Origin of the sequence: Aestuariimicrobium sp. G57 (assembly GCF_050110855.1) — a bacterium.
In the GTDB taxonomy this organism is placed as follows: domain Bacteria; phylum Actinomycetota; class Actinomycetes; order Propionibacteriales; family Propionibacteriaceae; genus Aestuariimicrobium.
This window is the reverse complement of the sequence record NZ_JBNINW010000006.1, coordinates 126,414-150,455: the sequence shown is the minus strand read 5'-3', so window position 1 is coordinate 150,455 and position 24,042 is coordinate 126,414. Positions and strand designations below refer to the sequence as shown.

The following is a 24,042-nucleotide window of genomic DNA, read 5'->3' as shown; positions in this document are numbered from 1 at the left end:
CTGAACCCGGAAGAGCTCGCACCGACCGACGCCTACCACGTGCCGGCCCGGATGCGGGAATGGGTCCGGCTGCGCAACCCCCGCGAAGCCTTCCCGTTCTCCAAGAAACCCTCACGAGGGCTCGACCTCGACCACACCATCCCCTGGACACCACCCCAACCCGGCCAACAACCCCTGACCAGGCCCGACAACCTCGCCCCACTCTCCCGAAAGGTGCACCGCGCCAAAACCCACGGCGGCTGGCGCCTATCCCAACCCTCCCCAGGCACCTACCTCTGGAAATCACCCCTCGGCTTCGGCTACCTCGTCACCCCCAGCCACACCTGGCTCGTCGAAGACCCCACCGGACAGATCCTGCCCCGCCCCGAACGCGAGGAAGACACCCTGGCCAGCTGAGCGATCCCACCCAGCCGCACCCGCCGCACCCCGGCGGGCCACCGGCATGCCCGCGGGGGCCCTCAGACCTCGACAGTCTCTTCGAGGTCGCCCTCGTCCTCGGCAGAGTTCTCCAGGTCGTCATCGCTGATGATGTGCATCGCGGCCTCTTCGGCCGACGCAGCACCGCCGGCGAACCCGACGTCCTCACCGATCGATTCCTTCTCGAGGTCGACGGAGTCGTACCCATGATCGTGACCGACGAGCCGTCCGGCCCGCTCAGACCCGACCTGGCGCCGCTCCTTCAGCGGGTTCCAGTCCTGCTCGTCGTCGGTGGACACGACCTCGGGCACTTCCTGCTTGATGCGCATCTCGAGGGTCTCGCCCTCACGCATTTCACGCGCAGTGTTGCCGAACCCCTGCGCCGGTGACCAGTCGAACGGGGCGATGATGCCCTCGTCGAGGGCGTCATCCACACCACGATCGATCAGGGTCTCCCCGGGCTGCAGTTGGTCGACGACGATGTCTTCTGCGGCCTCATCTGTTTCGTAGGTGGCTTCCATGACCCGATTCTGCCACCCGTTTGCCCTTGTCCCAAGCAACCCCCCGCCAACTCGACCAGAACAATCAGGCTTGTCAGCGAACCAGCGAAAGGCCGCCCGGGACGACTACAATGCCCCGGTGACCCAGACCGCCGAACGCCCCACCACCACCCCCGCCTATGCCCAGCGTGGCTCGTCCCACTTCGACGTGCTCGTGACCCTGATGGCCGTCGTGATCGTGCTGTCGAACATCGGCGCGTCCAAGGGTGTGCAGCTGGGTCCGATCATCACTGACGGCGGCTTCTTCCTGTTCCCGATCGCCTACATCGTGGGCGACGTGATCAGCGAGGTCTACGGCTTCCGGGCGGCCCGCCGTGCGACCCTGCTCGGCTTCGGCGCCTCGATCCTTGCGGTGCTCACGTTCTGGGTGCTGATCGCGCTGCCCGGCTTCTCGGACGACTATGGCCTGGCCAAGCAGGCGGCCCTTGAAACAGCGCTCGGGCCTGTCTGGCAGATCGTCGCCGCCTCGGTGGCCGGGTTCCTGGCCGGCCAGTTGTCGAACGCCTGGGTGATGAGCCGCATGAAGGCCCGCACCCACGAACGCGCGTTGGTGTTGCGGCTGATGGGTTCGACGGGCGTCGGCGAACTGCTCGACACGCTGCTGTTCTGCACCATCGCCGCCACCGCGATCGGCATCAGCTCGATCACCCAGTGGCTGAACTACGTCTTCTTCGGGTTCTTGTGGAAGACGCTGGTCGAGTTCGCGTTCGTGCCAGTGACCCGGCTGATCATCGGCTGGCTGAAGCAGCGCGAGCCGAGCTACCAGGCCGCGCTGCACCAGCGCTGAGAATGCCTGCCAGGCAGGCTTACCGCATCTGCAGGTACAACCTGTGCTGCTCGGCCCCGGCCCCGACCGGCCCCATGGCCTCGCCATGCACCGTGTCGAAACGGTCCCACCCCGACGGCCGCCGCGCTGCCACCCACCACCGGCGCCATGGCCTGACCCGGCGTGCGGCCCTGGCGATGCGCACTGCGGGCAACGTGATGCTGGTCATGACGAACTCCTTACTGTGACCTTGCTCACCACGCTAGGAGTGGTTCCGGACGAAATCTGGACACAATCCGGGGCAGAATTCAGTCATGTTCCCCGACGCCGGACCCACCGCGCGGGCACTGCTGGCACTCGAGTTGCTGCAGGCACACCCGGGGGTGACCGCGGCCCAGATCGCCGCCCGACTCAACGTCTCTGAACGCGCCGCCCGGCGCAGCATCACCACGCTGCGCGGCATCGGGGTGCCCATCGAATCCGAACGTGGGCCCTACGGCGGCTACCGACTGGGACGAGGCCTGCGCCTGCCTCCACTGCTCTTCACCGCCACCGAGGCCCTGGGCCTGGTGATGGCGGCACTGGACGGCACCCAGGCCGGCTCCAGCCTGTCCGACCCCGTCGAACAGGCGCTGGGCAAGCTGGTGCGTGCCCTGCCCGAGCGGGTGGGCCGCCCCGCGGCGCTGATGATCGAACACGCCGCCACGTCATCGAGTCGTCCACCGATCGCCACCGACCCCGAGGTGATCGCGACCCTGGTGGCGGCGGTGGCCGCCCACACCCGGGTCGAGCTCGACTACACCACCGAGCACCGGCAGTGGCGCGAGGTGGTCGACCCGTGGGCGATCGTGGCGCGCTTCGGCAAGTGGTACCTGCTCTGCCATTCGCACCGCGTCGATGCCGTGCGCACCTACCGCATCGACCGCGTGACCAACCCGGTCGACACCGGCACCGAGGCCGACGTGCCCGAGGGCCTCGATCCCGTCACCGAGTTCGAGCGCAATCTCGCCATGGGCTGGCGCTACCCCGTGAAGGTCACCTTTGACGCCCCACTCGAGCAGGTGCGGCACTGGATCGGCGCGTCCATGGGCCAACTGGTCACCGACCCCGACGACCCCGGACGATGCGTGCTCACCGGCAGCACCAGCACCCCCGACGCGTTCGCCGCGGAATGGCTGGCCGAGATCCCGCACCCGTTCACGATCGACGACGGCCCTGAGCTGCGCCAGGCGATGGCCGACCTGGTCGAACGGCTCGCCGCCACCCTGCAACCGCGTCAGGCCCGCGAGCCGTAGAACCTGCCCAGGAACTCGTCGCGGTAGGCCTCGAAGTCACCCGATTGCATCGCCAGCCGGATGTTGTCGACCAGCCGCACCGTGAACCGCTCGTTGTGGATCGTGGCCAGCGTCGAGGCCAGCATTTCCTTGGCCTTGAACAGGTGGTGCAGGTAGGCCCGGGTGTAGTGCCGGCAGGTGTAGCAGTCGCAGCCGTCCTCGAGCGGGACGAACGCGCGCCGCGAGGCAGCCGTGTTCACGTTGTAGCGCCCGTCGGCGGTGTAGATGGCCGCATTGCGGGCCACCCGCGACGGGTTGACACAGTCGAACGTGTCGGCGCCGGCGGCAATCGCGGCGAAGAAGTCGTCGGGCTCGCTGATGCCCAACAGGTGTCGCGGCTTGTCGAAGGGCAGTTCTTCGGCGACCCAGCCGACGATGGTGCCCAGGTTCTCTTTCTCGAGGGCCCCGCCGATGCCGAAGCCGTCGAAGCGCTGTCCGTCGACGTCCATGCCTCCCAGGTCGCGGGCGGCCTTGCGGCGCAGGTCTTCGTACTGGGCACCCTGCAGTACCCCGAACAGCGCCTGGTAGGGCTTCTCGGCACGCGCAGCCGTCAGCCGGCTGTGTTCAGCCAGGCAGCGCTCGGCCCACAGCCGGGTGCGCTCCAGGGACTCCACCTGGTAGTCGCGGGTGTTCATGAGCGTGGTCAGCTCGTCGAAGGCGAAGATGATGTCGGCGCCCAGCTGGTGTTGCACGCCCATCGAGACCTCCGGGGTGAACCGGTGCTTCGTCCCGTCCAGGTGGCTCTTGAACGTGACCCCGTCGTCGTCGACGTGGGCCATCCGCTGCTTGCCCTCGGCAATCACGTCATCGTCGGTGACCCGCTCGGTGCTCATGGCGAGCACCTTCTTGAACCCCACGCCCAGGCTCATCACCTGGAAGCCGCCCGAGTCGGTGAACGTCGGTCCCGGCCAGTTCATGAACCGGCCGAGCCCGCCGGCCTCGTCCACGATGTCGGCGCCCGGCTGCAGGTACAGGTGGTAGGCATTCGCCAGCACGGCCTGCGCCCCGGTCTGGGCGACCGACTCGGGCAGCACGGCCTTCACCGTGGCCTTGGTGCCCACAGCGATGAAGGCCGGGGTCTGCACCTGGCCGTGCGGGGTCGTGATCGTGCCGGTGCGGCCCAGCCCGTTGTCGAGCACCGCGCCATGCGTGAACCCAAAGGCGTGCTGCTGGTCGCTCACTCGCCCGCCGCCTGCAGGTCGGCGAGCAGCTGCAGTTGCACCAGCGCGACGGCGCCCGCGGTCGAGGCACGCAGCACCCCGTCGGACACGAGCACCGGCTGCGCCCCGGCCTCGACCAGCATCGCCAGCTCGTCGGGGCTGATGCCGCCCTCGGGCCCGACCAGCACGGTCACCGGCCCCGACGGGGGCAGGACGACCTCGCTGATGGGGGTGGTGGCCTCTTCGTGGGCCACCAGCACGAGCCCGCCCTCGCCGGCCCCACCGACAGCGGCCAGGTGCGCGACCAGCGACTTCGTGGTGACCACCTGGTCATGCACCTGCGGCACCCAGCTGCGGCGCGACTGCTTGGCCGCCTCACGGGCGGTCGAGCGCCACTTGGCCAGGCCCCTGTCGGCCTTGTTGTCCCACTTCACGATGGTGCGCTGTGACTGCCACGCGGTCAGGTGGTGCACCCCCACCTCGGTGAGCAGTTCGACCGACAGGTCACTGCGATCGCCCTTCGCCAGCGCCTGGACGACGCGCCAGGTGTGCCTTGGGGCGTCCGCGACGACCACCTCGATGACCTCGCCGGTCACGGTATTGCCTGCCACCTCGGTGACCCGCAGCCGCGCGGCCCGGCCCAGGCCATCGCTGACCAGGATGGTCTCGCCGGCCCGGGTGCGCTTGACGGTGGCAGCGTGGCGGCCCTCGTCACCGTCGAGCGTGAGGGGTTGGCCCACCGCGGCGACCGCGAGCCGGGCAGGGTCGCCGAGGTAGAGGGCGTCACTCATCCGCCGAAGGCTTCCTTGATGCGTCCGAGCACCGACTTGGGGCCCTTGTGCACGCTTGGCGAGACGTTGGTCTCTTCCCGTTCGGTGGCCAGCTGCTCGAGCAGTTCGCGCTGGCGGTCGTTCAGCTTGGTGGGCGTCTGCACCACGAACGTGATGCCGAGCTCGCCGCGGCCACCGCCACGCAGGTGTGGCACACCCCGGTTGGCGACACCGACGCGGGTGCCCGACTGCGTGCCGGCCGGCACCTCGACTGAGATGGTGCGGTCTGCCTCGTCCGAGTCATCGCGTTCAGCCTCGAGGGTGGTCACCTCGATGGTGGTGCCCAGCGCCGCGGCGGTCATCGGGATGCGCAGCGCCATTTCGAGGTTGTCGCCTTCGCGGCTGAACACCTCGTGGTTGGCGACGACGAGTTCGACGTACAGGTCACCGGCGGGGCCGCCGCCGGGGCCGACCTCACCCTGCGATTCCAGGTGGATGCGGTTTCCGGTGTTGACGCCGGCGGGGATCTTCACGCTGATCTGGCGCTTGTGGCGCACGCGTCCTTCACCGGAGCACTCGCCACACGGACGCGGGATCACGGTGCCGTAGCCGCGGCAGACCGGGCAGGGCTGGCTGGTGCGGATGTCACCCAGGAACGAGCGCTGCACGGTGGTCACGTCGCCGCGGCCATGGCAGGTCGCGCAGGTGATGGGCTCCGAACCCTCTTCGGCGCCGCTGCCCGCACACTTCGGGCACAGCACCGCCGTGTCGATCGTCAGCGGCTTGGTCACGCCGAAGGCCGCCTCGGCCAACGTGAGCTGCTGGCGCACCAGCGCGTCCTGACCACGACGCGTGCGCGAGCGCGGACCACGCTGGGCCTGCGCCCCGAACATCGCATCGACCAGGTTGGTGAAGTCGAAGCCTCCCGCCGCACCGCCGAAGCCCGCGCCGCCGAAACCACCGAAGCCGTCGAAGCCAGCCCCCCCGCCGCGGCCGTTGGGGTCTCCCCCACGGTCATAGACGGCACGCTTGTGCTCGTCGTGCAGCACCTCGTAGGCCTCTTGCACCTCTTTGAACTTCTCGGCGGAATCAGGGTCGCTGGCCACGTCGGGATGGACCTTCATGGCCATCTTGCGATAGGCCTTCTTGATCTGTTCCGGGGTGGCGTCCCGGTCAACGCCGAGCACCTCGTAGTAGTCGCGACTCATCAGGGTTGGCTCATCCTTCCGCCAGGTAGCGGCCCAGGTAGCGCGCGACCGCGCGCACCGAGGCAATCGTCGATGGGTAGTCCATCCGGGTGGGGCCGACCACGCCCAAGCTGGCCCAGGTGTGCCCCGGGTCACCGTACGCGCTCGTCACGACCGAGGTGGTCTGCAGGTTCTCGTATGGGTTCTCCTGACCGATGCGCACGGTGACATCACCGCCGCGGGTCTCACCCAGCAGCCGTAGCAGCACCACCTGCTCTTCGAGCGCCTCGAGCACCGGCTGCACGGCCGTCTCGAAGTTCTGGGTGAACCGGGTCAGGTTCGGCACCCCGGCGACCACGATGCGGGCGCTGGGGTCGGTGGCCAGCATCTCGAGCAGCGTCGCGATCACCGTGGCCGCAGCCACCCGGTCGTCGAAGGCGACGTCGTCGAGCACGGTCTGCAGCCGTTCGGCGGCCCTCTGGGGCAACTGGTCGACCGCGGCGGTGTTCAGCCCAACGCGCAACGCGGCCAGCTGTTCCTCGGTGTGGGCGGGCAGGTCGATGACCCGCTGCTCGACGCGTCCGCTCGAGGTGATCAGCACCAGCAGCGCCCGGTCGACCGACAGCGAGACCAGCTCGACGTGGCGCACCACGGCGGTCTGCATGCTGGGGTACTGGACGATCGCGACCTGGCGGGTCAGCTGGGCCAGCAGCCGCACCGTGCGTCCCACGATGTCGTCGAGGTCGACGGCACCGGTCATGAAGGCATTGATGGCCCGCTTCTCGGCCACCGACAGCGGTTTGACCTCGCCAAGCCGGTCGACGAACAGGCGATAGCCCTTGTCAGTGGGGATTCGACCGGCGCTGGTGTGCGGCTGGGTGATGTAGCCCTCTTCTTCGAGCACGGCCATGTCGTTGCGCACGGTCGCGGGCGAGACGTCAAGCTGGTGGCGGTCGACCAGCGCCTTCGACCCGACGGGTTCGCGGCTGTCGACGTAGTCGGTGACGATGGCCCGCAGCACTTCGAGCTTCCTGTCGTCCACGGCACTCACCTCCTACACTCCCCCGGGCATCTTGGCACTCATGGCAAACGAGTGCCAGTCTACTCCGATTCAACGACTCGCTGCAGTCGTGGCAGGCTGGGGCTGTGCAAAACAAGGCTGTGCCAAACAAGTCAGTGGACACCTGGTCGAACGGCAGCTGGACACCCGTCGCCGACGACGTGTGGGTGCTGGCCTGCGAGCCCGACGGTGTCAACGTCGGCCTCGTCGTCGGCACCGAGCATGTGCTGCTCGTCGACACGGGGTCCGTGCCCGAGCAGGGACGCGCGATCGCCGCCTCGGCCGCCGAGCTGGTAGGCCGCCCGGTCGACCGGGTCGTCATCACCCACGCCCACGCAGACCACTTCGGTGGGCTGGCCGGTATCGACCTGTCGGACCCCGACGCCGCGAGCTACGGCCACGAGTCGCTGGTGGGGGCGGCCGCGGCCGTCGAGGGCCAGGCAGCGCCTTCACACCCCTTCTCGCTGGTCAAGGCCATCGACCTGGGCGAGTTGCGCGTCGAGATGCTGCACTTCGGCCCCGCCCACACCCAGGGTGATGTGCTGGTGCACCTGCCGAGCCGCAAGGTGTGGTTCACCGGAGACCTGGTCGAGACCTCCGGCGATGTCCAGACCAGCGATGAATCCTCGATCGAGACCTGGCCGATGGCCCTGGACGGGATCCTGGGCGGTGCCACCGACGAGACGGTCTATGTGCCCGGGCACGGGCCGGCGACGAACCGGGTCGGCATCTTCGAACAGCGGGCCAACATCGGCATGCTCTACGGCTCGGCCGAGGCGTTGGTCAAGCGTGGTGTGCGCCTCGAGCAGGCCATCGAGGCGCTGACGACGCCCACCCTGCCCGACGGCAACCCCCACCCCGGCGCGTCCGAGTGGGAGTGGCCGTTCAGCACCACAACGGTCGCCGCGGCGCTGCCCAAGCTGTATGCCGAACTGGCCGGGCACGGGCAGGTGCCCCGCACCCAGCTGCCGCTGCTGGGCCGGCTCTAGCTCCTGGACGACTCCAGTCAGGCGGCGCCGATGCGCAGGTCGAGCAGGTTCTTGACCGTCGGCAACAGGCTCGGGTGGCCCACCGCCAGCAGGCCCTTCTCGGTGTTGCCGGCGGCGTACGGGCTGCCGGTCCAGCTGTAGACACCGCCGCCCGCCTCGGCCACCAGCAGCGCACCCGGCGCATGGTCCCAGGGCTTGTTGTTCAGGTAGATCAGGAAGTCGTTGGTGCCCTGCGCGATGTCGGGGTAGTCGACCCCGCAGCACCACTTGCTGCCCTCGAAGGTGAGCTGGCCACCGGTGTCGGTCTGCAGCACGCGCGTGCGGCTGGTGCGCCCGCGCGGGGTGCCCTCGACGGGTTCGCGCTTGGCCAGCCGCACACCGTCGCACCACGCGCCGCCACCCAGTTCGGCGACGTAGTCGTGGCCCAGCGCCGGCTGGTGGATCCACGAGCGCGTGGTCACCCCGTGCTTGAGCTCGGCGACCATCACGGCATGCTCGACCTTGCCCTCGGTGAAGTTCTTGGTGCCGTCGATCGGGTCGACCAGGAAGGCATGGGGCGCGCTGGCGACCTTGTCGAGCAGCGTGGGGTCTTCGAAGGTCGCCTCTTCGCCGATGACGACGCAGCCGGGAATGCGGGCGACCAGCTCGCTGGTGATGGCCTGTTCGGCCTCGCGGTCGGCGACGGTGACCAGGTCACCGGGGCCGTCCTTCTCGATGATCTGGTCAGCAGTCAGCGCCCGGAAACGCGGGTTGATCACCTCGTCGGCGACTCGATGGATCAGGTCCAGCACAGCTTCGGTGTCCATGGCCCCAGTCAACCAGTTGGGTGCCCGGACCCACGAATTGCGGCCAGCGCATCGGCGCTGGTCCCCAGGGCGTGGGCGGTGTCCTCGCGGTCCTGGTCTGCGGTGGCCAGGGCCTCGTCGGCGTCCTGCAGCCGTTGGTCGGCCACGTCGAGTTGGTCCTGTGCCCGGTCGAGGGCTGCGCGGGCGGCCTCGAGGTCGGCACGCGCCTGGTCGCGCCGGGCGGCCGCCTCGTCGCGATGTGACTGCGCCTTCGCCTGGGCCTGCACTGCCCGCTCGTGCACCTTCACGGCGCGGTCGTGTGCGCGTCCGGCCTGCCGGTGGGTGCGTTCGGCCTCCGCCTCGGCCTCGTCCGGCAGGTCGGGGACGAGCGTGAGGTGTGACCGGTCGCGCCGGGGTGGCGCGCCCTGCGCCTGGTCGAGGTCCACTGGCCCGAACCCGGCATAGCTGAGCGAACGCGCCAGGCAGCCCGACCGGACCGCCTGCTCAGCCTCGGGGTCGGCGAGCGCAGCGGTGAGCGTCAGGCGCACCTCGTCCAGGCTCGCCGCTGAGGGCTGCACCCCCAGGTCGGCCAGCAGCGCCACCAGCCCCGTGACCACCTGGTCCTCGAGGGCGCGGCGCTGGGCTGCGAACCCGGCGAGCTCGGTCACGCTCAGCGCTGCCTGCGCCTCGCGCATCGGCCCACCCAGGTCGAGAAATTCGAGCAGCGTCGGCAGCGGTGTGCGGACCGCTCGGTTCAGGTAGCTGGCCGCCACGGAGGGGCGCCGCAGCGCCTTGATCTCGTCCGCGGCGTCGCGTCGTTTGATGGTGCGGGCCTGCTTGACCCACGCATCGCGCCGGGCGATGAACTCTGCCGGGTCGCGGGAATACAGGTCGTCGGCGATGACGTGCAGCGGCGGCAGCGTGGGCTGGTCAGACATGGTCGGCGGTGACGAAGTCGATCAGCTTCTCGACCTCGGTCACAAACCTGCCGTCGAGGTCACGATAGGACTTGACCCGCCCCAGCAGGGCACGCCAGAACGTGGCGATGTCCTTCTGGTCGTCGTGCGGCTGCTTCAACGCGGCGAGCGTCCCCTTCTTGAAGTCAACATCGCGGGGCACCTCGGGCCACTTCTTCAGCCCGATGACCGCCGGCTTCACCGCATGCCAGACATCGATGTAGTCGTGCCCCGTCACCATCACCAGGTCGCGGTAGCCGGCCTTCGCCACCTCGGCGGCGATGCGCGATTCCTTCGAACCGGGCACCAGGTGGTCGACCAGCACACCCAACCGGCGCCCGGGAGCGGGGGCGAACTCGTGCACGATCGCGGGCAGGTCATCGATGCCCCCCATGAACTCCACGACCACGCCGACGTGGCGCAGGTCGTCGCCCCAGACCTTCTCGACCAGTTCGGCGTCGTGGCGTCCCTCGACATAGATGCGGCTGGGCAGCGCCACCTTCGGCTGGGCAGGGGTGACGTCGGCCCTCGACCCCGAGGCGGTGTACGTGACCTTGTTGGTGCCCTGCCTCAGCGGGATGCGCAGCGCGACCGGTTTGCCCTCGATCCAGAACCCGGGACCGACGGGGAATGACCGCTTGGTGCCGCGGCGGTCCTCGAGCACGACGATGCCGTTCTCCCAACCGATGACTGCCCCCACGAAGCCGCTGCTGGGATCTTCGACCACCAGTCCCTTCTCGAGGGGCACATCGCGTGAGGTCGGTCGTCCCTCGTTGCGCCAACCCTGCTTGAGCACGTCACCGGAGTATCGATTCACGACAGTCGAGGCTACAGCGTGAGGCCGACGTACTTGGTTTCCAGGTATTCCTCGAGGCCCTCGTGGCTGCCCTCGCGCCCGAGCCCGGACTGCTTGACGCCGCCGAACGGTGCAGCCGGGTTCGAGACCAGCCCGGTGTTCAGGCCGACCATGCCCGATTCGAGTCGTTCGACCACGCGCATGGCGCGTCCGATGTCGCGACCGTAGACGTAGGCCATCAACCCGAACTCGGTGTCATTGGCCAGGGCCACCGCCTCGTCGTCGTCGTCGACCACAACGATCGGGGCGACGGGGCCGAAGATCTCTTCGGTCAGCAGCCGGGCGTCGCGGGGCACATCGCCCAGCACCGTGGGTGCGAAGAAGAACCCCGGACGATCCAGGCGCGCTCCCCCCGTCAACGTGCGGGCCCCCTTGGCCACGGCATCGTCGGTGAGCTCGGCGACCTTGTCGAGCGTCGCCTGGTCGACCAGCGGGCCGAGCGTGGTGCCCTCCTCGATGCCGGGGCCGGGCACGAGTTGTTCGGTGGCGGCGACGAGCTTCCGGGTGAACTGCTCGACGACGTCGCGGTGCACATAGAACCGGTTGGCGGCGGTGCAGGCCTCACCATTGTTGCGGAACTTCGCCACCATCGCGCCCTTCACCGCTGCGTCGACATCGGCGTCGCCGAGCACGAGGAAGGGGGCGTTGCCGCCGAGTTCCATGGACGTGCGCAGCACGTTGTTGCTGGCCTGGACCAGCAGCGAGCGACCGACCTCGGTCGAGCCGGTGAAGGTGAGCTTGCGCAGCCGCGGATCGGCGAGGATGGGCTCGGAGACCTCACGCGACCGTGAGCTGACCACGCAGTTCAGCACCCCGGCGGGCAGCCCGGCGTCGGCGAAGGCCTGCATCAGGTAGAGCATGGTCAGCGGTGTGGCCGAGGCCGGTTTGATCACCACGGTGCAGCCGGCGGCCAGGGCCGGGCCGATCTTGCGGGTGCCCATCGCGAGCGGGAAGTTCCAGGGCGTGATGGCATAGACCGGCCCGACGGGCTGCTTCATGGTGACGATGCGGTTGCCGCCGCTGGGCGCGGTCGACCAGCGGCCCTCGATGCGGCAGGCCTCCTCGCTGAACCAGCGCAGGAACTCCGCGCCGTAGGCGACTTCGCCCAGCGCCTCGGCCAGTGGCTTGCCCATCTCGAGGGTCATCAGGGCCGCGAAGGTGTGCTGGCGTTCGGTGACCAGGTCGAAGACCCGGCGCAGCAGCTCGGCGCGGGTGCGCGGGTCAGTCGCCGCCCAGTCGGGGCCGGCGGCGCAGGCAGCGTCCATGGCGGCGCGGGCCTGGTCGGGGCCCGCGTCGCTGACCTCGGTGAGCACCTCGCCGGTGGCGGGGTTGAGCACGGGGAAGGATCGTCCGGTGGGCACGAACTCGCCGGCAATGAACTGGCCTGACGGGACGGCGGCGAGGACCTGGTCAACGTTGACTTCTGCGGCGATGGTCATGTCCCGACTCTACGTCGCGTTGTCGGGGGGGTCAGCCGGCCAGGACGTCGAGCACGATGCCGTCGGCGAGCAGCCGTCCGGGCAGTGTGAGACGCACCCGGTGGTCGGCGATGACGGCGTGGCCCGAAGAGACCCACGGGTCGAGGCGCGACCGTTCGTCCGGGTCGAGTTCGGCGAGTGGCATGCCGTCGGCGATGCGCAGTTCGAGCAACACCCGTTCTTCGTGGCGCTGTGCGCCAGTGAGCAGTTCGTGTCCGACCGCGGCCGGGGCACCTTCGGCGAGGGCACGGGTGTACTTGGTGGGGTGCTTGTGGTTCCACCAGCGCACGCCGTTGACGTGGCTGTGGGCCCCGGGGCCGAAGCCCCACCAGTCCTGGGAGCGCCAGTAGGCGAGATTGTGCACGCTGCGGTGGGCGCGCCCGGGGCGTGGCCGGGCCCAGTTGCTGACCTCGTAGTTCTCGAACCCGGCGCTGGTGAGCAGTTGCTCGGCGAGCAGGTACGTCTCGGCGTGGTCGTCGTCGGAAGGCATCGGGATCTCACCGCGCCGCACCTTCGCGGCGAAGCGCGTGCCTTCTTCGACGATCAGGGAGTAGACCGAGGTGTGGTCGACACCGGCGCCGATGACGGCCTCGAGGCTGGCGCGGAAGTCGTCGCTGCTCTCGCCGGGGGTGCCCATGATCAGGTCGAGGCTGACGTCGTCGAAGCCCTGTTCGCGAGCCCACTGGACGACCTGCAGCGCGCGGCCGGGCGTGTGCTGGCGCTCGAGCAGGGCGAGCACGTGCTGCTTGGCAGACTGCATGCCGAGGCTCAGCCGGTTGAATCCGCCGGCGCGGAGCCCTTCGAGCCATTCGGGGGTGGTGGATTCGGGGTTGGCCTCTGTGGTGACCTCGGCATCAGCGGCGAGGCCGAACGCTGTGCGCAGGTGGTCGAGCAGGCCGGCCATGTCGTCAGCGGGCACCAGGCTGGGCGTGCCGCCGCCGACGAAGACGGTGCCCAGGGGGCGCTGGTCGCCGAGGGCGTGCAGCTGGGAGGCGGCGGTGTCGATCTCGGAGTGCATACCGTGCAGCCAGCTGGACATGCCGAGCCCGGGGGCGTCCGCCGGTTCGCCGAGTTCGGTGGCGGTGTAGGTGTTGAAGTCGCAGTAGCCGCAGCGGGTGGTGCAGAACGGCACATGCAGGTAGGCACTGAGCGTGGTCGAGGGGTCGACCTGGTGCCCCGGGGGCAGCGGTCCCCCGGGTGGTACGTCGAGTCCGTCCGGCTGAGCTCCCACGAGTGACAAGGGTAGGCGGTGCGTGCAACGTTCGCCCGCAGCGAAGTTCGGCATCGATTGTGTCTCGGAGTGCGCGCCGTGACCCGATCAAGACCCGGCATTCCTAGGATCGGGCCATGACACTGAATCGTCGACACCTGTTCGCCGCCGCTGGCGGCCTCGCTGCTACCGCCACCCTGGCTGCGTGTGGGTCCAACTCTGGTGGCCTGGGGGCGTCGTCATCGGCGCCGACGACCGGCGGCAGCAGCGCATCGAACGTGGCGCTGTCGCAGTGGTACCACGAGTACGGCGAGGCCGGGGTGAAGGAGGCCGTGGAGAAGTACGCGGCCGAATACACCCAGGCGAAGGTCACCGTCAGCTGGAACCCCGGTGAGTACGCCAAGAAGCTGGGTGCGGCGCTGCTGACCAATGATGTGCCCGACGTCTTCGAGTCGGAGCAGGGTGCCAGCCTCGACATGATCAAGCAGGGTCAGGTCGCCGACCTGACCGACATCATGGCCCCGGTCGTCTCGCAGTTCAACCCTGCCGTGATCAAGCGGTTCACGTTCGACGGCAAGTTCTATGCCGTGCCGCAGGTCGTGGACATGCAGCTGTTGTACTACCGCAAGTCGGTGCTCGAGAAGGCCGGTGTGCAGCCGCCCAAGACCTTCGCAGAACTGGTCGACGTCGCCAACAAGGTGGCGACCGGTGACATGGGCGGGTTCTTCGCCGGAAATGACGGCGGCGTGGGCGTGCTCGGCACGATGTTCATCTGGGCTTCCGGCCTTGAACAGTTCGACGAGGGACGGACGAAGGCGACATTCCTGGAGCCGGCGTTCTACGACGCGCTGAAGGCCTACCGGGACTTCTCGAAGACCAAAGGCCTGCTGCAGTCGGCCTCGAAGGAGTGGTACGACGGCTCGGCGTTCGCCAACGGCGAGACGGCGATGCAGTGGGGCGGCCTGTGGTCGATGCCGGACATCCAGAAGGCGGTCGGTGACGACTTCGGTGTGGTGCCGTTCCCGGCGATCGGTGGCAGCGGACGCGCCGCAGTGCCGTTTGGCGCGTTCGGTTCGTGTGTTGCGGCGAAGGGCAAGAACGTGGACGCCGCCAAGGCGTTCGTGAAGTGGCTCTGGATCGACCAGGAGGACAAGCAGGTCGAGTTCGCGGATGCGTTCGGCACCCACATCCCGTCGAAGACGGCGCTCGTGGCCAAGGCATCGAAGCTCAAGGATGGTGCCGGGGCCGATGCAGCGAAGTTCGCGTCAGAGAACGGGTTCACCAACGACATCATGTGGACCGGCCCGCTCGGCGACGCCTACGGCGCGGCCGTGACCAAGGTGATCAAGCAGAATGCCGACCCGGCCGCCGAGTTCAAGTCGGTGGGTGAGCTCGCCGCGACTGAGCTCAAGCGCGTCAAGGGCTGATGTCGGCACGACAGTCGGGGGCCGCCGCCGGGACGATGTCCTGGTGGCGGCGCTTCCGTGGGTACCAGGGGCGCAACCTCTGGTACATCGCGTTCTTCCTGCCGTTCCTGGTGGGGCTCATCACGTTCGTGTACGTGCCAATGGTGTGGAGCGTCGGGTTGTCGTTCTTTGACGCCCGCAACACCATCACGCCGACGAAGTTCGTCGGACTGGCGAACTACCAGTACCTGTTCGGCCAGGAGCTGTTCCGCGATTCTCTGCTGGTCTTCATCGTGTTCGCTGCGTTCATCGTGCCGGTGACGTATGCCTGTTCGCTGGGGCTTGCGCTGCTGTTGCAGGGTGCGCGGTGGGGCCAGGCGTTCTTCCGGTCGGTGTTCTTCATCCCGACGGCGGTGTCGTATGTGATCGCGGCCATGGTGTGGAGGCTGAGCTTCTTCAACGGCGCCCGCTTCGGCCTGGCGAACTCACTGCTGCGCCAGCTCGGGCTCGAGAACATCAACTGGTTGGGTGGCACGAACTACTGGTACTGGTTCGTCGTGGTCTCGCTGCGGTTGTGGTTGCAGGTGGGCTTCTACATGATCCTGCTGATCGCCGGGCTGAACCGCATCCCACAAGAGACGTATGAGGCCGCCGCGATCGACGGGGCCACCGGCTGGCGCAGGTTGCGCTACATCACATTGCCGCAGCTGCGGCCCACGACCATCGCGGTGCTGATGCTGCTGCTGATCGGGGCATTCCAGGCCTTCGACGAGTTCTACAACCTGTTCGGCTCGATCGGCAGCTACCCCCCGTACGCCCGCCCACCGCTGGTACACATGTACCTGATCAGCCTTGGCGGGGCCCAGCAGGACCTTGGTGTGGGCGGTGCGGCCACCGTGGTCATCACGTCGCTGATCGTGGTCTTCGGGTTGGCGCAGAACTGGGTGCTGGGTCGCCCTGATCGGCTCGAGCGCAAGGCACAGAAGGCTGCACTGAAGACGGCCGCGGACCGGGCGGTGACGCGATGAGCATGGTCGGCGGACGCCGCTCGAAGTGGCTCGGTGCCCTGCGGTACCTCGTGCTCGTGGTGCTGGCACTGTTCTTCCTCCTGCCCTTCTACGTCATCGTCCGCAACGCCTTCAGCACCAACCAGACGATCGTCGCGGCCCGCTGGCAATGGATCCCCCAGGAATGGGACTTCAGCGTCATCTCACGCATGTTCGCCGACACCCAGCTCGACCTGACGACCGCGCTGTGGAACTCGGCCGTAGTGGCGGTGCTGCAAACGCTCGCGACAATCGTGGTGTCGCTGCTGGCCGGGTACGCCCTCGCCCGGCTGGACAACTGGGTCGGCAGGCTCTTCAATGCCCTCACGGTCTTCACGCTGATGGTGCCGATGGCCGTGGTGTTCATCCCCATGTTCGTGATGACCGCGCAGTTCGGCTGGATCGACACCTACCGCGGCCTGATCATCCCCGTAATGTTCTCGGCGTTCGCGACGTTCATGTTCCGCTCGACGTTCGTCAGCTTCCCCCGCGAACTCGAGGACGCCGCCCTCATCGACGGCGCCACCCCCTTCTCCACCTTCTGGAGGGTCGTCGTCCCCAACTCCATGGGCATCATCGGCGCGGTGGGCTCCATCACCTTCATCGGCGCCTGGAACGCGTTCCTCTGGCCACTGTTGGTCACCCGCTCAAACACCACCACGGTGCAGCTGGCCCTCAGCCAGTTCATGACGAGCCAGGGGGTGCGCTACCCCGAGTTGTTCGCCGGCGCGCTCGTGGCGATCGTCCCCGTGGTGATCGTGTTCCTGGTGCTGCAGCGATTCCTGGTGCAGGGAGTGGAGACCTCAGGCATCAGGTAACCCACCGCTCCCGCCGGCGAACTCGGGGCGAGCCGCTCGCGGTGTCCCCCCGGGCATGCCCTCCCGGGCACTCCACACTGCTGACACTGTGTCAGCAGTGTGGAGTAGCCGAGAGCCGACGCCCAGGGGGCGTCCGATCAGGTCGATCGCGGTCCGGAACATTTTGTCAGTGCCCTGTGTGAGGCTGCCTGACATCGACGATCCGGGCAGCGATGCAGGAAGGTGGGGACGCACATGTGGCGTGGACTGTGGGGCTATGGCCCGGTGCGGGGACCGGAGCACTATTCGCCTGCAGAACGGACGTCGGCGTCGTCAGAGTTGTCAGAGTCCTCGGAGTCGACTGAATCGTCGGTGGGATCAGGCTTCGACGTGGTCGCGATCATCCTTCGCTGTCGACGTACCGCAGACCTGTCACAGCGGGATCTCGCGGAGCGGTTGGGGGTCTCCGCCAGTCTGGTCGCGCGGTGGGAGACCGGTGAACGCCAGCCCAGCGCCGAGGCGTTGGCAGCGGTCGTGGCCCTGGCCGGCTACCGGTTGGCAGTGCTTGACCACCGCGACGAGCGGGTGCGGGCTGCCCCGGGCGAGCCGCTGCGGGACAGGGGTGGCCGACGGGTTCCGGTGCACCTCGATGTCGTGCTGGACGAGCGCTGGACCTGGCGGTCGAACAGATATGTGCCGGGCGGGTGGGAACAGGTGGCCACCACCGTGCATGCGCCTCGGCGCCGCCGCCGGGACATGGATCGTGCCTTTGAGGCGCACAAGCCGGTCGAGGTGGCGCCGGGCTGCGTCCCGTTCCAGAGCAGGTATGCCGGTGCGCGACGTCTGTGCCGTGACATCCCCACGCTGGACGACCACGCCCATTGGCAAGCGGTGGTGCGAGAACTGCATGAGTCGAGGCGTGCAGCGTTGAGATCACGTCGCCGACCGGCCAACCAATACCCCGGACCCGCACCTGAGCCGTGCCGCTGCGAGCTGGCGTGCCACGAACAGCCGAGCTGCCTACCCGCGTGCCCGTGCCAGTGCGAACCAGAGTTGGACCTGTTGCTTCGCTAGCTGGTGCCGCACCAGCTGACCGTCAGGACTGCTTGTACCGTCAGGACTTCTTGTCCTTGTCCTTACCACCCTCACCCGTCTGCAGCGCAGCAACGAAGGCTTCCTGGGGCACCTCGACGCGGCCGACCATCTTCATGCGCTTCTTGCCCTCCTTCTGCTTCTCGAGCAGCTTGCGCTTGCGGCTGATGTCGCCGCCATAGCACTTGGCAAGCACGTCCTTGCGGATGGCACGAATCGTTTCGCGGGCGATCACCCGCGCCCCGATCGCCGCCTGGATCGGCACTTCGAACTGTTGGCGCGGGATGAGCTCCTTGAGCTTGCCCGCCATCGCCACGCCATATGCGTAGGCCTTGTCCTTGTGGACGATCGAGCTGAACGCGTCCACTGGCTCCCCATGCAGCAGGATGTCGACCTTCACCAGGTCGGCTGCCTCCTCGCCGTCTGCGTCGTAGTCCAGGGACGCATACCCCTTCGTCCGCGACTTCAGCGCGTCGAAGAAGTCGAACACGATCTCGGCCAGCGGCAGGCGGTAACGGATTTCGACGCGGTCCTCCGAGAGGTAGTCGAGACCCAGCTGGACACCACGACGCGTTTGGCACAGCTCCAGGATGGTGCCGATGTATTCCGCCGGAGCCAGGATCGTGGCCCGCACCATCGGCTCGTAGACCTCACTGATCTTACCTTCGGGGTACTCCGAGGGGTTGGTCACCGTGTGCTCTGAACCGTCCTCCATCACCACGCGGTAGACCACGTTGGGGGCCGTCGAGATCAGGTCAAGGTTGAACTCGTTCTCGAGCCGCTCGCGGGTGATCTCCATGTGCAGCAGTCCCAGGAACCCGATGCGGAACCCGAACCCGAGCGCGGCCGACGTCTCCGGCTCATAGGTCAGCGCCGCGTCATTGAGCTGCAGCTTCTCGAGCGCCTCACGCAGTTCACCGAAGTCGTCCCCGTCAATCGGGTACAGCCCCGCGAACACCATGGGGTTCGGGTGTTTGTAGCCACCGAGGCTCTCGGTCGCCGGCCTGGTCGTGAGTGTCACCGTGTCGCCGACGCGCGACTGACGCACATCCTTCACCCCGGTGATGAGGTAACCCACCTCACCCACCCCGAGCGCCTGCGACTTCATCGGCTCGGGTGAAATCACCCCCACCTCGAGCACCTCGTGCGTCGCCTTCGTCGACATCATCAGGATGCGTTCGCGGTGGTTGAGTTCCCCGTCCACCACGCGCACATACGTGACCACGCCGCGGTAGGTGTCATAGACCGAGTCGAAGATCATCGCGCGGGCCGGGGCATCCTTGACCCCCACCGGCGCCGGGATCTGCGCCACGATCTCGTCGAGCAGGTCGGCCACCCCCACGCCCGTCTTGGCCGACACCTTGAGCACGTCGCCGGGGTCACAGCCGATGATGCCCGCCAGTTCGGCCGCGTACTTCTCGGGGTTCGCGCTGGGCAGGTCGATCTTGTTCAGCACGGGGATGATGTGCAGGTCGGCATCCAGCGCCAGGTACAGGTTCGCCAGCGTCTGTGCCTCGATGCCCTGGGCGGCATCCACCAGCAGGATCGCGCCTTCACACGCCGCCAGCGACCGCGACACTTCGTACGTGAAGTCGACGTGCCCCGGTGTGTCGATCATGTTGAGCACGTGGGTGGTGCCGTCGACCTGCCACGGCATCCGCACCGCCTGGCTCTTGATGGTGATGCCGCGTTCGCGCTCGATGTCCATGCGGTCGAGGTACTGTGCCCGGGCCTGGCGCTCGTCCACGACCCCGGTCAGCTGCAGCATCCGGTCGGCAAGGGTCGACTTGCCATGGTCGATGTGGGCGATGATGCAGAAGTTGCGGATCACCTCGGGCGGCGTGGCGCCGGGAGCCGGGACGTTGGCAGAAACGGGCATTCAGCAGATCCAGTCGGGTCGCTCGTCGGACAGGTGTGGGCGACGGTGTGGCCGCCCTGACGCGCCATTCTCTCACGAGCCGCTGCTGGGCAGAACCAGCTCGACCGGTTCGCAGCCCCGCACCGCATTGGCCCGCACCAGCGCTTGCGCCGCCGCGAGGTCGCCGGGTTCCAGCACCCGTTCGTGCCACTGTCCGGATGCCACGAGCCGGGCCCGGGTGGTGCCCGGCAGGCACCCCGAGTCCAGCGTCGGCGTGCACCACTGACCATCGATGAGCGCGGCAATGCTCGCGATCGTCGTCTCGGTCACCTCACCCCGCTCATTGACGAGCACCACATCATCGACCTGCGGGTGTCGCGCGGCCGCGGCTTCATACACCGCCCGCAGTGTCGTCTTGTGCCGCAGGAACGGGTCACGCGAATCCACCGGCACCTCGTCGACCACCACCCGCACTGGTGCAGCATCCGACCCGGCCGGCGGCAGCGCAGCCGTCGTCACCTCGGGCACCCCCTGCTGGTCGACCACGAGCCGCACCCGCCGCGGTCCGGACCCAGGTCCAGGTCCACCCACGGCGACGGCGTCCAGCACCGCATCGCGCACCCGCCCCGCATCGAGGGGTATGTCGAAGTACCGCGCGGCGTCCTGCAACCTCGCGAGATGTGCATCCCACCCCACCACCCCGATCCCGGACTCCCCCGGCTGCCACCGCATCGTCTCGAGCAGCCCGAATGTCGCCGGGGCACGGGTCAGCACCTCGGCCTTGAGCAGCGCCTCGGCATACTCCCCCGCAGCGGTCGAGTCGTAGGTCACGCCCCCGCCCGTGCCGTACCACGCCGTGGACGTCTGCCGGTCGACCAGCACCGTCCGGATGCCCACGTTGAACACCCACCGTGCAGCGCCGGAGGTCGGGGACGGTCCCCCGAACCCGATCGCCCCGCAGTACACACCCCTCGGGGTCGTCTCACGCTCAGCGATGATCCGCATCGTCGACGACCTTGGCGCCCCCGTGATCGACGCACACGGGAACAACGCGTCGAAGACCCCGCCCAGTGTTGTGCCGGGGCGCGTACGCGCCGTCACCGAAGACGTCAACTGCCAGACCGTGTCATAGCGCTCGGCGGTGAACAACTCCTCGACGGCCACCGTGCCCGTCACCGCCACCCGGGCCAGGTCGTTGCGCATCATGTCGACGATCATCAGGTTCTCGGCCCGGTCCTTCGCAGAGTCCAGCAGCCCTGCCCGCGCCAGGGCATCCGAGTCAGCGTCGAACCCGCGCCGCGCCGTGCCCTTCATGGGCCGACACGTCACCCGGTCACCTGCCCAGTCGAAGAACAACTCCGGCGACGCCGAGACCACCGCCCAGCGCCCGGCCTCGATGAGCGCCCCGAACCCGCCTCGCTGGGCATGCGCGAGCCGTCCGTACAGGTCGGCCGGCTCACCCGTGAACGGCGCCGACAACCGGAACGTGTGATTCACCTGGTAGCTGTCGCCCCGCGCAATCCGGGCCCTGATCGCCTCAATGTCCTCACGGTGGCGCGCCTCGTCGATGGATGCCGTCCACTTCCCCGGCTGTGCATCGCCCCCGGGCTGGTCAACCGGCTCCCGTCGCTCGAACACGCCGAACCACGCCAGCGGCAGTTCAGCGAACGGCGTCCCGGCCACCGGACGCACCACGTGCCCCACATCAAAAGCGGGCGCCGCCTCATAGCTGACCCATCCCGCCACCCAGCGTCCCGACGCGACGGCCGCCTCGGCGTGGGCGAGCACCGCGTGCACGTCCCCAACATGCCGCGCCGTGAACTCGTCCACGAGACCGGTCAGCCGGAACGAACGCCGCCGCCCGGGCCGCAGGTCATCGAAACGCGCGCTGCTCATGCAGGGATTGTGACAGCAGCAGATGACCCCCACACCCACCAAACTGGGCCACGCACCCCGAGTCGCCTGTGGAAAGGTCGCCATGTCCTCACCCGAGATGCCCGAGATGTTCGACCGGCTCACCGCCCAGGTGGGTGAGTGGGCGGCCCGCAGCCCTGAGCCGCCGCAGGAGTTCGAACTGTCCAGCGAGCGCGAACTCACCGGCACCGACCCCGATGGCCTGGTCACCGTCACGATGAAGGACTTCAAGGTCGAGCAGATCAGCCTGGACGGCTACTGGTTCGACCAGACCAAGCCCTCTGCGCGTGCGGTCGAGGCCGCCACGGTCGAGGCGGTCAACGACGTGCTCGGCCGGTACCTGCGTGATGAGATCCTCGAGGCCCAGTCGCACGCGCTGCCCATGGACGAGGTCTACGCCGGGCTGAAGGAACTGTCAGCTGACTTCAATGTCGCGTACGCGAACGCCCTGTCGCGACTACCATCCTCGTCCGGTAACGCGGGCGGTGCCTCATGAGCACGGTGCAGTTCAGCCCTGAGGCCTGGGCGCGGGGCGGCGCCGCCTACATCGATGAGGCCAACGCGCTGCGTTCGGCGGTCGCCGCGAATGTCGCCAGCCTCGACGTCGGTGCGCTCGGCTCGGCCAATGGCGGCCACCCGATTGACATCACCCTCGCCGTGATCGTCCCGGTCATCAAGGACGTTTTCCTCGAAGCCTGCGAGAACCTTGCGAGCAACCTCGAAGCCGTCGGGACAGCGCTCCAGGACACCGGGACCACCTACGCCCAGGTCGAGTCCGACATCGCCACTGCGGCCGGCCAGTCGACCACCCTCTAGCGAAACGGATCCCCTCATGGCAATCACGCTTCCCGGGTGGCTGGTCGAGGCCATCCGTTACCTCGGCAAGGAATTCCCCCAGACCAACGAGGACACCCTGTTCCAATGGGCGGGCCAGCTGCGGTCGATGTCGGGCACGTTCGACCAGGCCAACGCCTCACTCGCGGCGGCCGTCAGCCACCTGCAGTCACACAACGAGGGTCCCGGCATCGACGCGTTCGTCGTCCAGGCCAATGGCCAGGACGCCGACATGGCCACCCTCGACCGGTTCGGCGAGGGCTGCGAGGTGGCGGCGCAGGGCTGTGAGATCTGCGCCTATGCGGTGGTGACGCTGAAGGGTGTGGTGCTGTTCCAGCTGGCGTTGCTGGCTCCCGCGCTGGCGGCCGGGCCGGTCAGCTTCCTGCTGAAGCGCGGCGTCGAGTACGCGATTGACAAGGCCGTTGAAGTGGCCATCGCCAAGATCCTGGAGGCCTGACATGGCGACCAAAGTCCCCTCGGGTGCCCTGCGCGGCCCGTTCCGGCGGTTGGCCGAGAAGTTGAAGGTCGTCGAGTTCGATGTGCGCAAGTACAACTCGACCACCAAGGGCGGGCTGGAGCCCAACCAGTACTACAAGACCGGCAAGACTGGTGCAGGCAAGCCGAAGTACGAGTACGTCACCGACGACAAGGGCCGCATCCGCGGCGCCTATGCCGAGAACCTGAAGCTGAAGCCCCAGGGCCAGAAACGCGGCTCGCACAACTCGAAGTCGAAGGGCAAGCAGGCCGGGGACGACGCCGGGCACCTGATCGCCGACCAGTTCGACGGCTCCGGCGGCCTCGACAACATCGTCTCGCAGGCCCGCGACCTCAACCAGGGCGCCTGGCGCAACATGGAGGAGGGCTGGGCCGATGCCCTGCGCGCCGGCAAGAAGGTCGAGGTGTTCACCGAGGTGCACTACGTTGGGGATGCGGCGAGACCATCGGGTTTCACCGTGAGGACCGTCATCGACGGTGTGCCACAACCGGTCACGAAGTTCAGCAACTAGCCCGGCGACCAGCCCACGAGGAGAATCATGTCCGCCGATGCCCGCGAAGCGGTCCAGCAGGCCTACCAGGCCTACATCGAACACACCCTGCAGGCGATGGTGAACTTCGTCGGTGAGGACACCGACGTCGACCGCCTGTGGGTCTACACCGACATGGCGTTCGAGACCATCACGAGCCACCCGTTCTTCCGGCTCAACGACCAGTTCGTCAACCACGGCGAGCTCGAGGCCGCCGACCCCGACCACGAGCACGACGCCTGGGCCCTGGTCGACGAGATCGCCGACACCAGCACCGACCTCGAACTGGTGCAGGCCTGTCGTGACACCGGGTCGGTGCCGCAGCGCATCATCAGCGTCTACGACCCCGAGTCCGGTGAACTGAGCGCCAGCTGGGACTACGAGGACGTGCTGCAGGGCGAGGACGACAACTCGGCAAGGGCCCTGGACCGGTGGATCATCACGATGGGTGGCAAGCCCATCGTGGGTCAGTGACTCGTGGGTCAGTGACTCGTGGGTCAGTGACTCGTGGGTCAGTGACTCGTGGGTCAGTGACAGCTGCG

The 24,042-nt window shown here is 68.1% G+C and carries 26 protein-coding genes; 13 read left to right on the top strand and 13 right to left on the bottom strand.

The annotated features are described in order from the left end of the window. Positions 1–396 (top strand): HNH endonuclease signature motif containing protein (locus ACQCX5_RS13480; protein WP_434542555.1); only part of this gene is annotated, 396 nt, incomplete at its 5' end. A gap of 62 nt (positions 397–458) precedes the next feature. On the opposite strand, the gene ACQCX5_RS13475 is transcribed toward ACQCX5_RS13480, so the two are convergent. Continuing rightward, positions 459–938, bottom strand: coding sequence for a DUF5709 domain-containing protein (locus ACQCX5_RS13475; RefSeq protein ID WP_434542554.1), 480 nt, complete (start codon positions 936–938; stop codon positions 459–461). 118 nt (positions 939–1,056) lie between these two features. Here ACQCX5_RS13475 and ACQCX5_RS13470 point away from each other — a divergent pair, with 118 nt between their 5' ends. Beyond that, the gene (locus ACQCX5_RS13470; RefSeq protein WP_434542553.1) at positions 1,057–1,764 is read left to right on the top strand and encodes a queuosine precursor transporter; all 708 of its coding nucleotides are present in this window, start codon (positions 1,057–1,059) and stop codon (positions 1,762–1,764) included. A 19-nt stretch (positions 1,765–1,783) separates the two neighbouring features. Here the strand turns inward: ACQCX5_RS13470 and ACQCX5_RS13465 are convergent, their stop codons facing one another. After that, entirely contained in the window at positions 1,784–1,972 is a 189-nt protein-coding gene (locus ACQCX5_RS13465) for a hypothetical protein (protein WP_434542552.1), read from the bottom strand. Between the two features lie 85 nt (positions 1,973–2,057). Between ACQCX5_RS13465 and ACQCX5_RS13460 the strand changes: the two genes are divergently transcribed. Beyond that, positions 2,058–3,038, top strand: coding sequence for a helix-turn-helix transcriptional regulator (locus tag ACQCX5_RS13460; RefSeq protein ID WP_434542551.1), 981 nt, complete (start codon positions 2,058–2,060; stop codon positions 3,036–3,038). On the opposite strand, the gene tgt is transcribed toward ACQCX5_RS13460, so the two are convergent. Genes tgt through hrcA form a run of 4 tightly spaced genes read right to left on the bottom strand, consistent with a single transcriptional unit; the run spans position 3,020 to position 7,245 of the window. Further along, a complete protein-coding gene (gene tgt / locus ACQCX5_RS13455; RefSeq protein ID WP_434542550.1) occupies positions 3,020–4,258 on the bottom strand; it encodes a tRNA guanosine(34) transglycosylase Tgt in 1,239 nt (412 codons plus the stop codon). The genes ACQCX5_RS13460 and tgt overlap by 19 nt on opposite strands. Continuing rightward, on the bottom strand, positions 4,255–5,028 hold the full coding sequence (locus ACQCX5_RS13450) for a 16S rRNA (uracil(1498)-N(3))-methyltransferase (protein WP_434542549.1): 774 nt from the start codon (positions 5,026–5,028) through the stop codon (positions 4,255–4,257). Before ACQCX5_RS13450 ends, tgt begins: the two co-directional genes overlap by 4 nt. Continuing rightward, positions 5,025–6,215 carry a molecular chaperone DnaJ gene (gene dnaJ / locus ACQCX5_RS13445; protein ID WP_434542548.1) on the bottom strand — a complete coding sequence of 397 codons (1,191 nt, stop codon included), beginning with the start codon at positions 6,213–6,215 and terminating at the stop codon, positions 5,025–5,027. The genes ACQCX5_RS13450 and dnaJ overlap by 4 nt, the downstream gene beginning before the upstream one ends. 10 nt (positions 6,216–6,225) lie before the next feature. Continuing rightward, on the bottom strand, positions 6,226–7,245 hold the full coding sequence (gene hrcA, locus ACQCX5_RS13440) for a heat-inducible transcriptional repressor HrcA (protein ID WP_434542547.1): 1,020 nt from the start codon (positions 7,243–7,245) through the stop codon (positions 6,226–6,228). A 110-nt stretch (positions 7,246–7,355) separates the two neighbouring features. Here hrcA and ACQCX5_RS13435 point away from each other — a divergent pair, with 110 nt between their 5' ends. Then, positions 7,356–8,243 carry an MBL fold metallo-hydrolase gene (locus ACQCX5_RS13435; protein ID WP_434542546.1) on the top strand — a complete coding sequence of 296 codons (888 nt, stop codon included), beginning with the start codon at positions 7,356–7,358 and terminating at the stop codon, positions 8,241–8,243. A 17-nt stretch (positions 8,244–8,260) separates the two neighbouring features. Here the strand turns inward: ACQCX5_RS13435 and ACQCX5_RS13430 are convergent, their stop codons facing one another. From ACQCX5_RS13430 to hemW, 5 genes are read right to left on the bottom strand one after another with little or no spacing between them, the layout of a single operon-like run. Next, positions 8,261–9,049, bottom strand: a complete 789-nt coding sequence (locus tag ACQCX5_RS13430; RefSeq protein WP_434542545.1) for an inositol monophosphatase family protein — start codon at positions 9,047–9,049, stop codon at positions 8,261–8,263. Positions 9,050–9,057: 8 nt separating this feature from the next. After that, a complete protein-coding gene (locus tag ACQCX5_RS13425; protein WP_434542544.1) occupies positions 9,058–9,966 on the bottom strand; it encodes a hypothetical protein in 909 nt (302 codons plus the stop codon). Then, positions 9,959–10,801 (bottom strand): DUF3097 domain-containing protein, encoded by an 843-nt coding sequence (locus ACQCX5_RS13420; protein WP_434542543.1) that lies wholly within the window; start codon positions 10,799–10,801, stop codon positions 9,959–9,961. Before ACQCX5_RS13420 ends, ACQCX5_RS13425 begins: the two co-directional genes overlap by 8 nt. Positions 10,802–10,812: 11 nt before the next feature. After that, positions 10,813–12,279 (bottom strand): NAD-dependent succinate-semialdehyde dehydrogenase, encoded by a 1,467-nt coding sequence (locus ACQCX5_RS13415; protein WP_434542542.1) that lies wholly within the window; start codon positions 12,277–12,279, stop codon positions 10,813–10,815. A 31-nt stretch (positions 12,280–12,310) separates the two neighbouring features. Continuing rightward, positions 12,311–13,549, bottom strand: a complete 1,239-nt coding sequence (gene hemW, locus ACQCX5_RS13410; RefSeq protein WP_434542541.1) for a radical SAM family heme chaperone HemW — start codon at positions 13,547–13,549, stop codon at positions 12,311–12,313. 116 nt (positions 13,550–13,665) lie between these two features. Between hemW and ACQCX5_RS13405 the strand changes: the two genes are divergently transcribed. From ACQCX5_RS13405 to ACQCX5_RS13390, 4 genes are all read left to right on the top strand, one after another. Next, on the top strand, positions 13,666–14,955 hold the full coding sequence (locus ACQCX5_RS13405) for an ABC transporter substrate-binding protein (RefSeq protein ID WP_434542540.1): 1,290 nt from the start codon (positions 13,666–13,668) through the stop codon (positions 14,953–14,955). After that, the gene (locus ACQCX5_RS13400; RefSeq protein WP_434542539.1) at positions 14,955–15,962 is read left to right on the top strand and encodes a carbohydrate ABC transporter permease; all 1,008 of its coding nucleotides are present in this window, start codon (positions 14,955–14,957) and stop codon (positions 15,960–15,962) included. The genes ACQCX5_RS13405 and ACQCX5_RS13400 overlap by 1 nt, the downstream gene beginning before the upstream one ends. 2 nt (positions 15,963–15,964) lie before the next feature. Then, the gene (locus ACQCX5_RS13395; RefSeq protein WP_434542561.1) at positions 15,965–16,798 is read left to right on the top strand and encodes a carbohydrate ABC transporter permease; all 834 of its coding nucleotides are present in this window, start codon (positions 15,965–15,967) and stop codon (positions 16,796–16,798) included. Positions 16,799–17,032: 234 nt separating this feature from the next. Beyond that, positions 17,033–17,851, top strand: a complete 819-nt coding sequence (locus ACQCX5_RS13390; protein ID WP_434542538.1) for a helix-turn-helix domain-containing protein — start codon at positions 17,033–17,035, stop codon at positions 17,849–17,851. A 40-nt stretch (positions 17,852–17,891) separates the two neighbouring features. Here ACQCX5_RS13390 and lepA read toward each other — a convergent pair whose 3' ends face one another. Together lepA and ACQCX5_RS13380 are read right to left on the bottom strand one after the other, a co-directional pair. After that, positions 17,892–19,748, bottom strand: a complete 1,857-nt coding sequence (lepA, locus tag ACQCX5_RS13385; RefSeq protein WP_434542537.1) for a translation elongation factor 4 — start codon at positions 19,746–19,748, stop codon at positions 17,892–17,894. A gap of 72 nt (positions 19,749–19,820) precedes the next feature. Then, positions 19,821–21,623 (bottom strand): chorismate-binding protein, encoded by a 1,803-nt coding sequence (locus ACQCX5_RS13380; RefSeq protein WP_434542536.1) that lies wholly within the window; start codon positions 21,621–21,623, stop codon positions 19,821–19,823. Between the two features lie 82 nt (positions 21,624–21,705). On the opposite strand from ACQCX5_RS13380, the gene ACQCX5_RS13375 reads away from it, so the two are divergent. From ACQCX5_RS13375 to ACQCX5_RS13355, 5 genes are read left to right on the top strand one after another with little or no spacing between them, the layout of a single operon-like run. Continuing rightward, complete coding sequence (locus ACQCX5_RS13375) at positions 21,706–22,137, top strand: hypothetical protein (RefSeq protein ID WP_434542535.1); 432 nt, start codon at positions 21,706–21,708, stop codon at positions 22,135–22,137. Continuing rightward, positions 22,134–22,457 carry a hypothetical protein gene (locus tag ACQCX5_RS13370; RefSeq protein ID WP_434542534.1) on the top strand — a complete coding sequence of 108 codons (324 nt, stop codon included), beginning with the start codon at positions 22,134–22,136 and terminating at the stop codon, positions 22,455–22,457. Before ACQCX5_RS13375 ends, ACQCX5_RS13370 begins: the two co-directional genes overlap by 4 nt. 16 nt (positions 22,458–22,473) lie before the next feature. Continuing rightward, positions 22,474–22,932 (top strand): hypothetical protein, encoded by a 459-nt coding sequence (locus ACQCX5_RS13365; RefSeq protein ID WP_434542533.1) that lies wholly within the window; start codon positions 22,474–22,476, stop codon positions 22,930–22,932. Between the two features lies 1 nt (position 22,933). Beyond that, positions 22,934–23,482, top strand: a complete 549-nt coding sequence (locus tag ACQCX5_RS13360) for a DNA/RNA non-specific endonuclease (protein ID WP_434542532.1) — start codon at positions 22,934–22,936, stop codon at positions 23,480–23,482. Positions 23,483–23,509: 27 nt separating this feature from the next. After that, positions 23,510–23,974: a hypothetical protein gene (locus tag ACQCX5_RS13355; protein ID WP_434542531.1), complete on the top strand. Its 465-nt coding sequence runs from the start codon at positions 23,510–23,512 to the stop codon at positions 23,972–23,974. Positions 23,975–24,042: the final 68 nt, after the last annotated feature.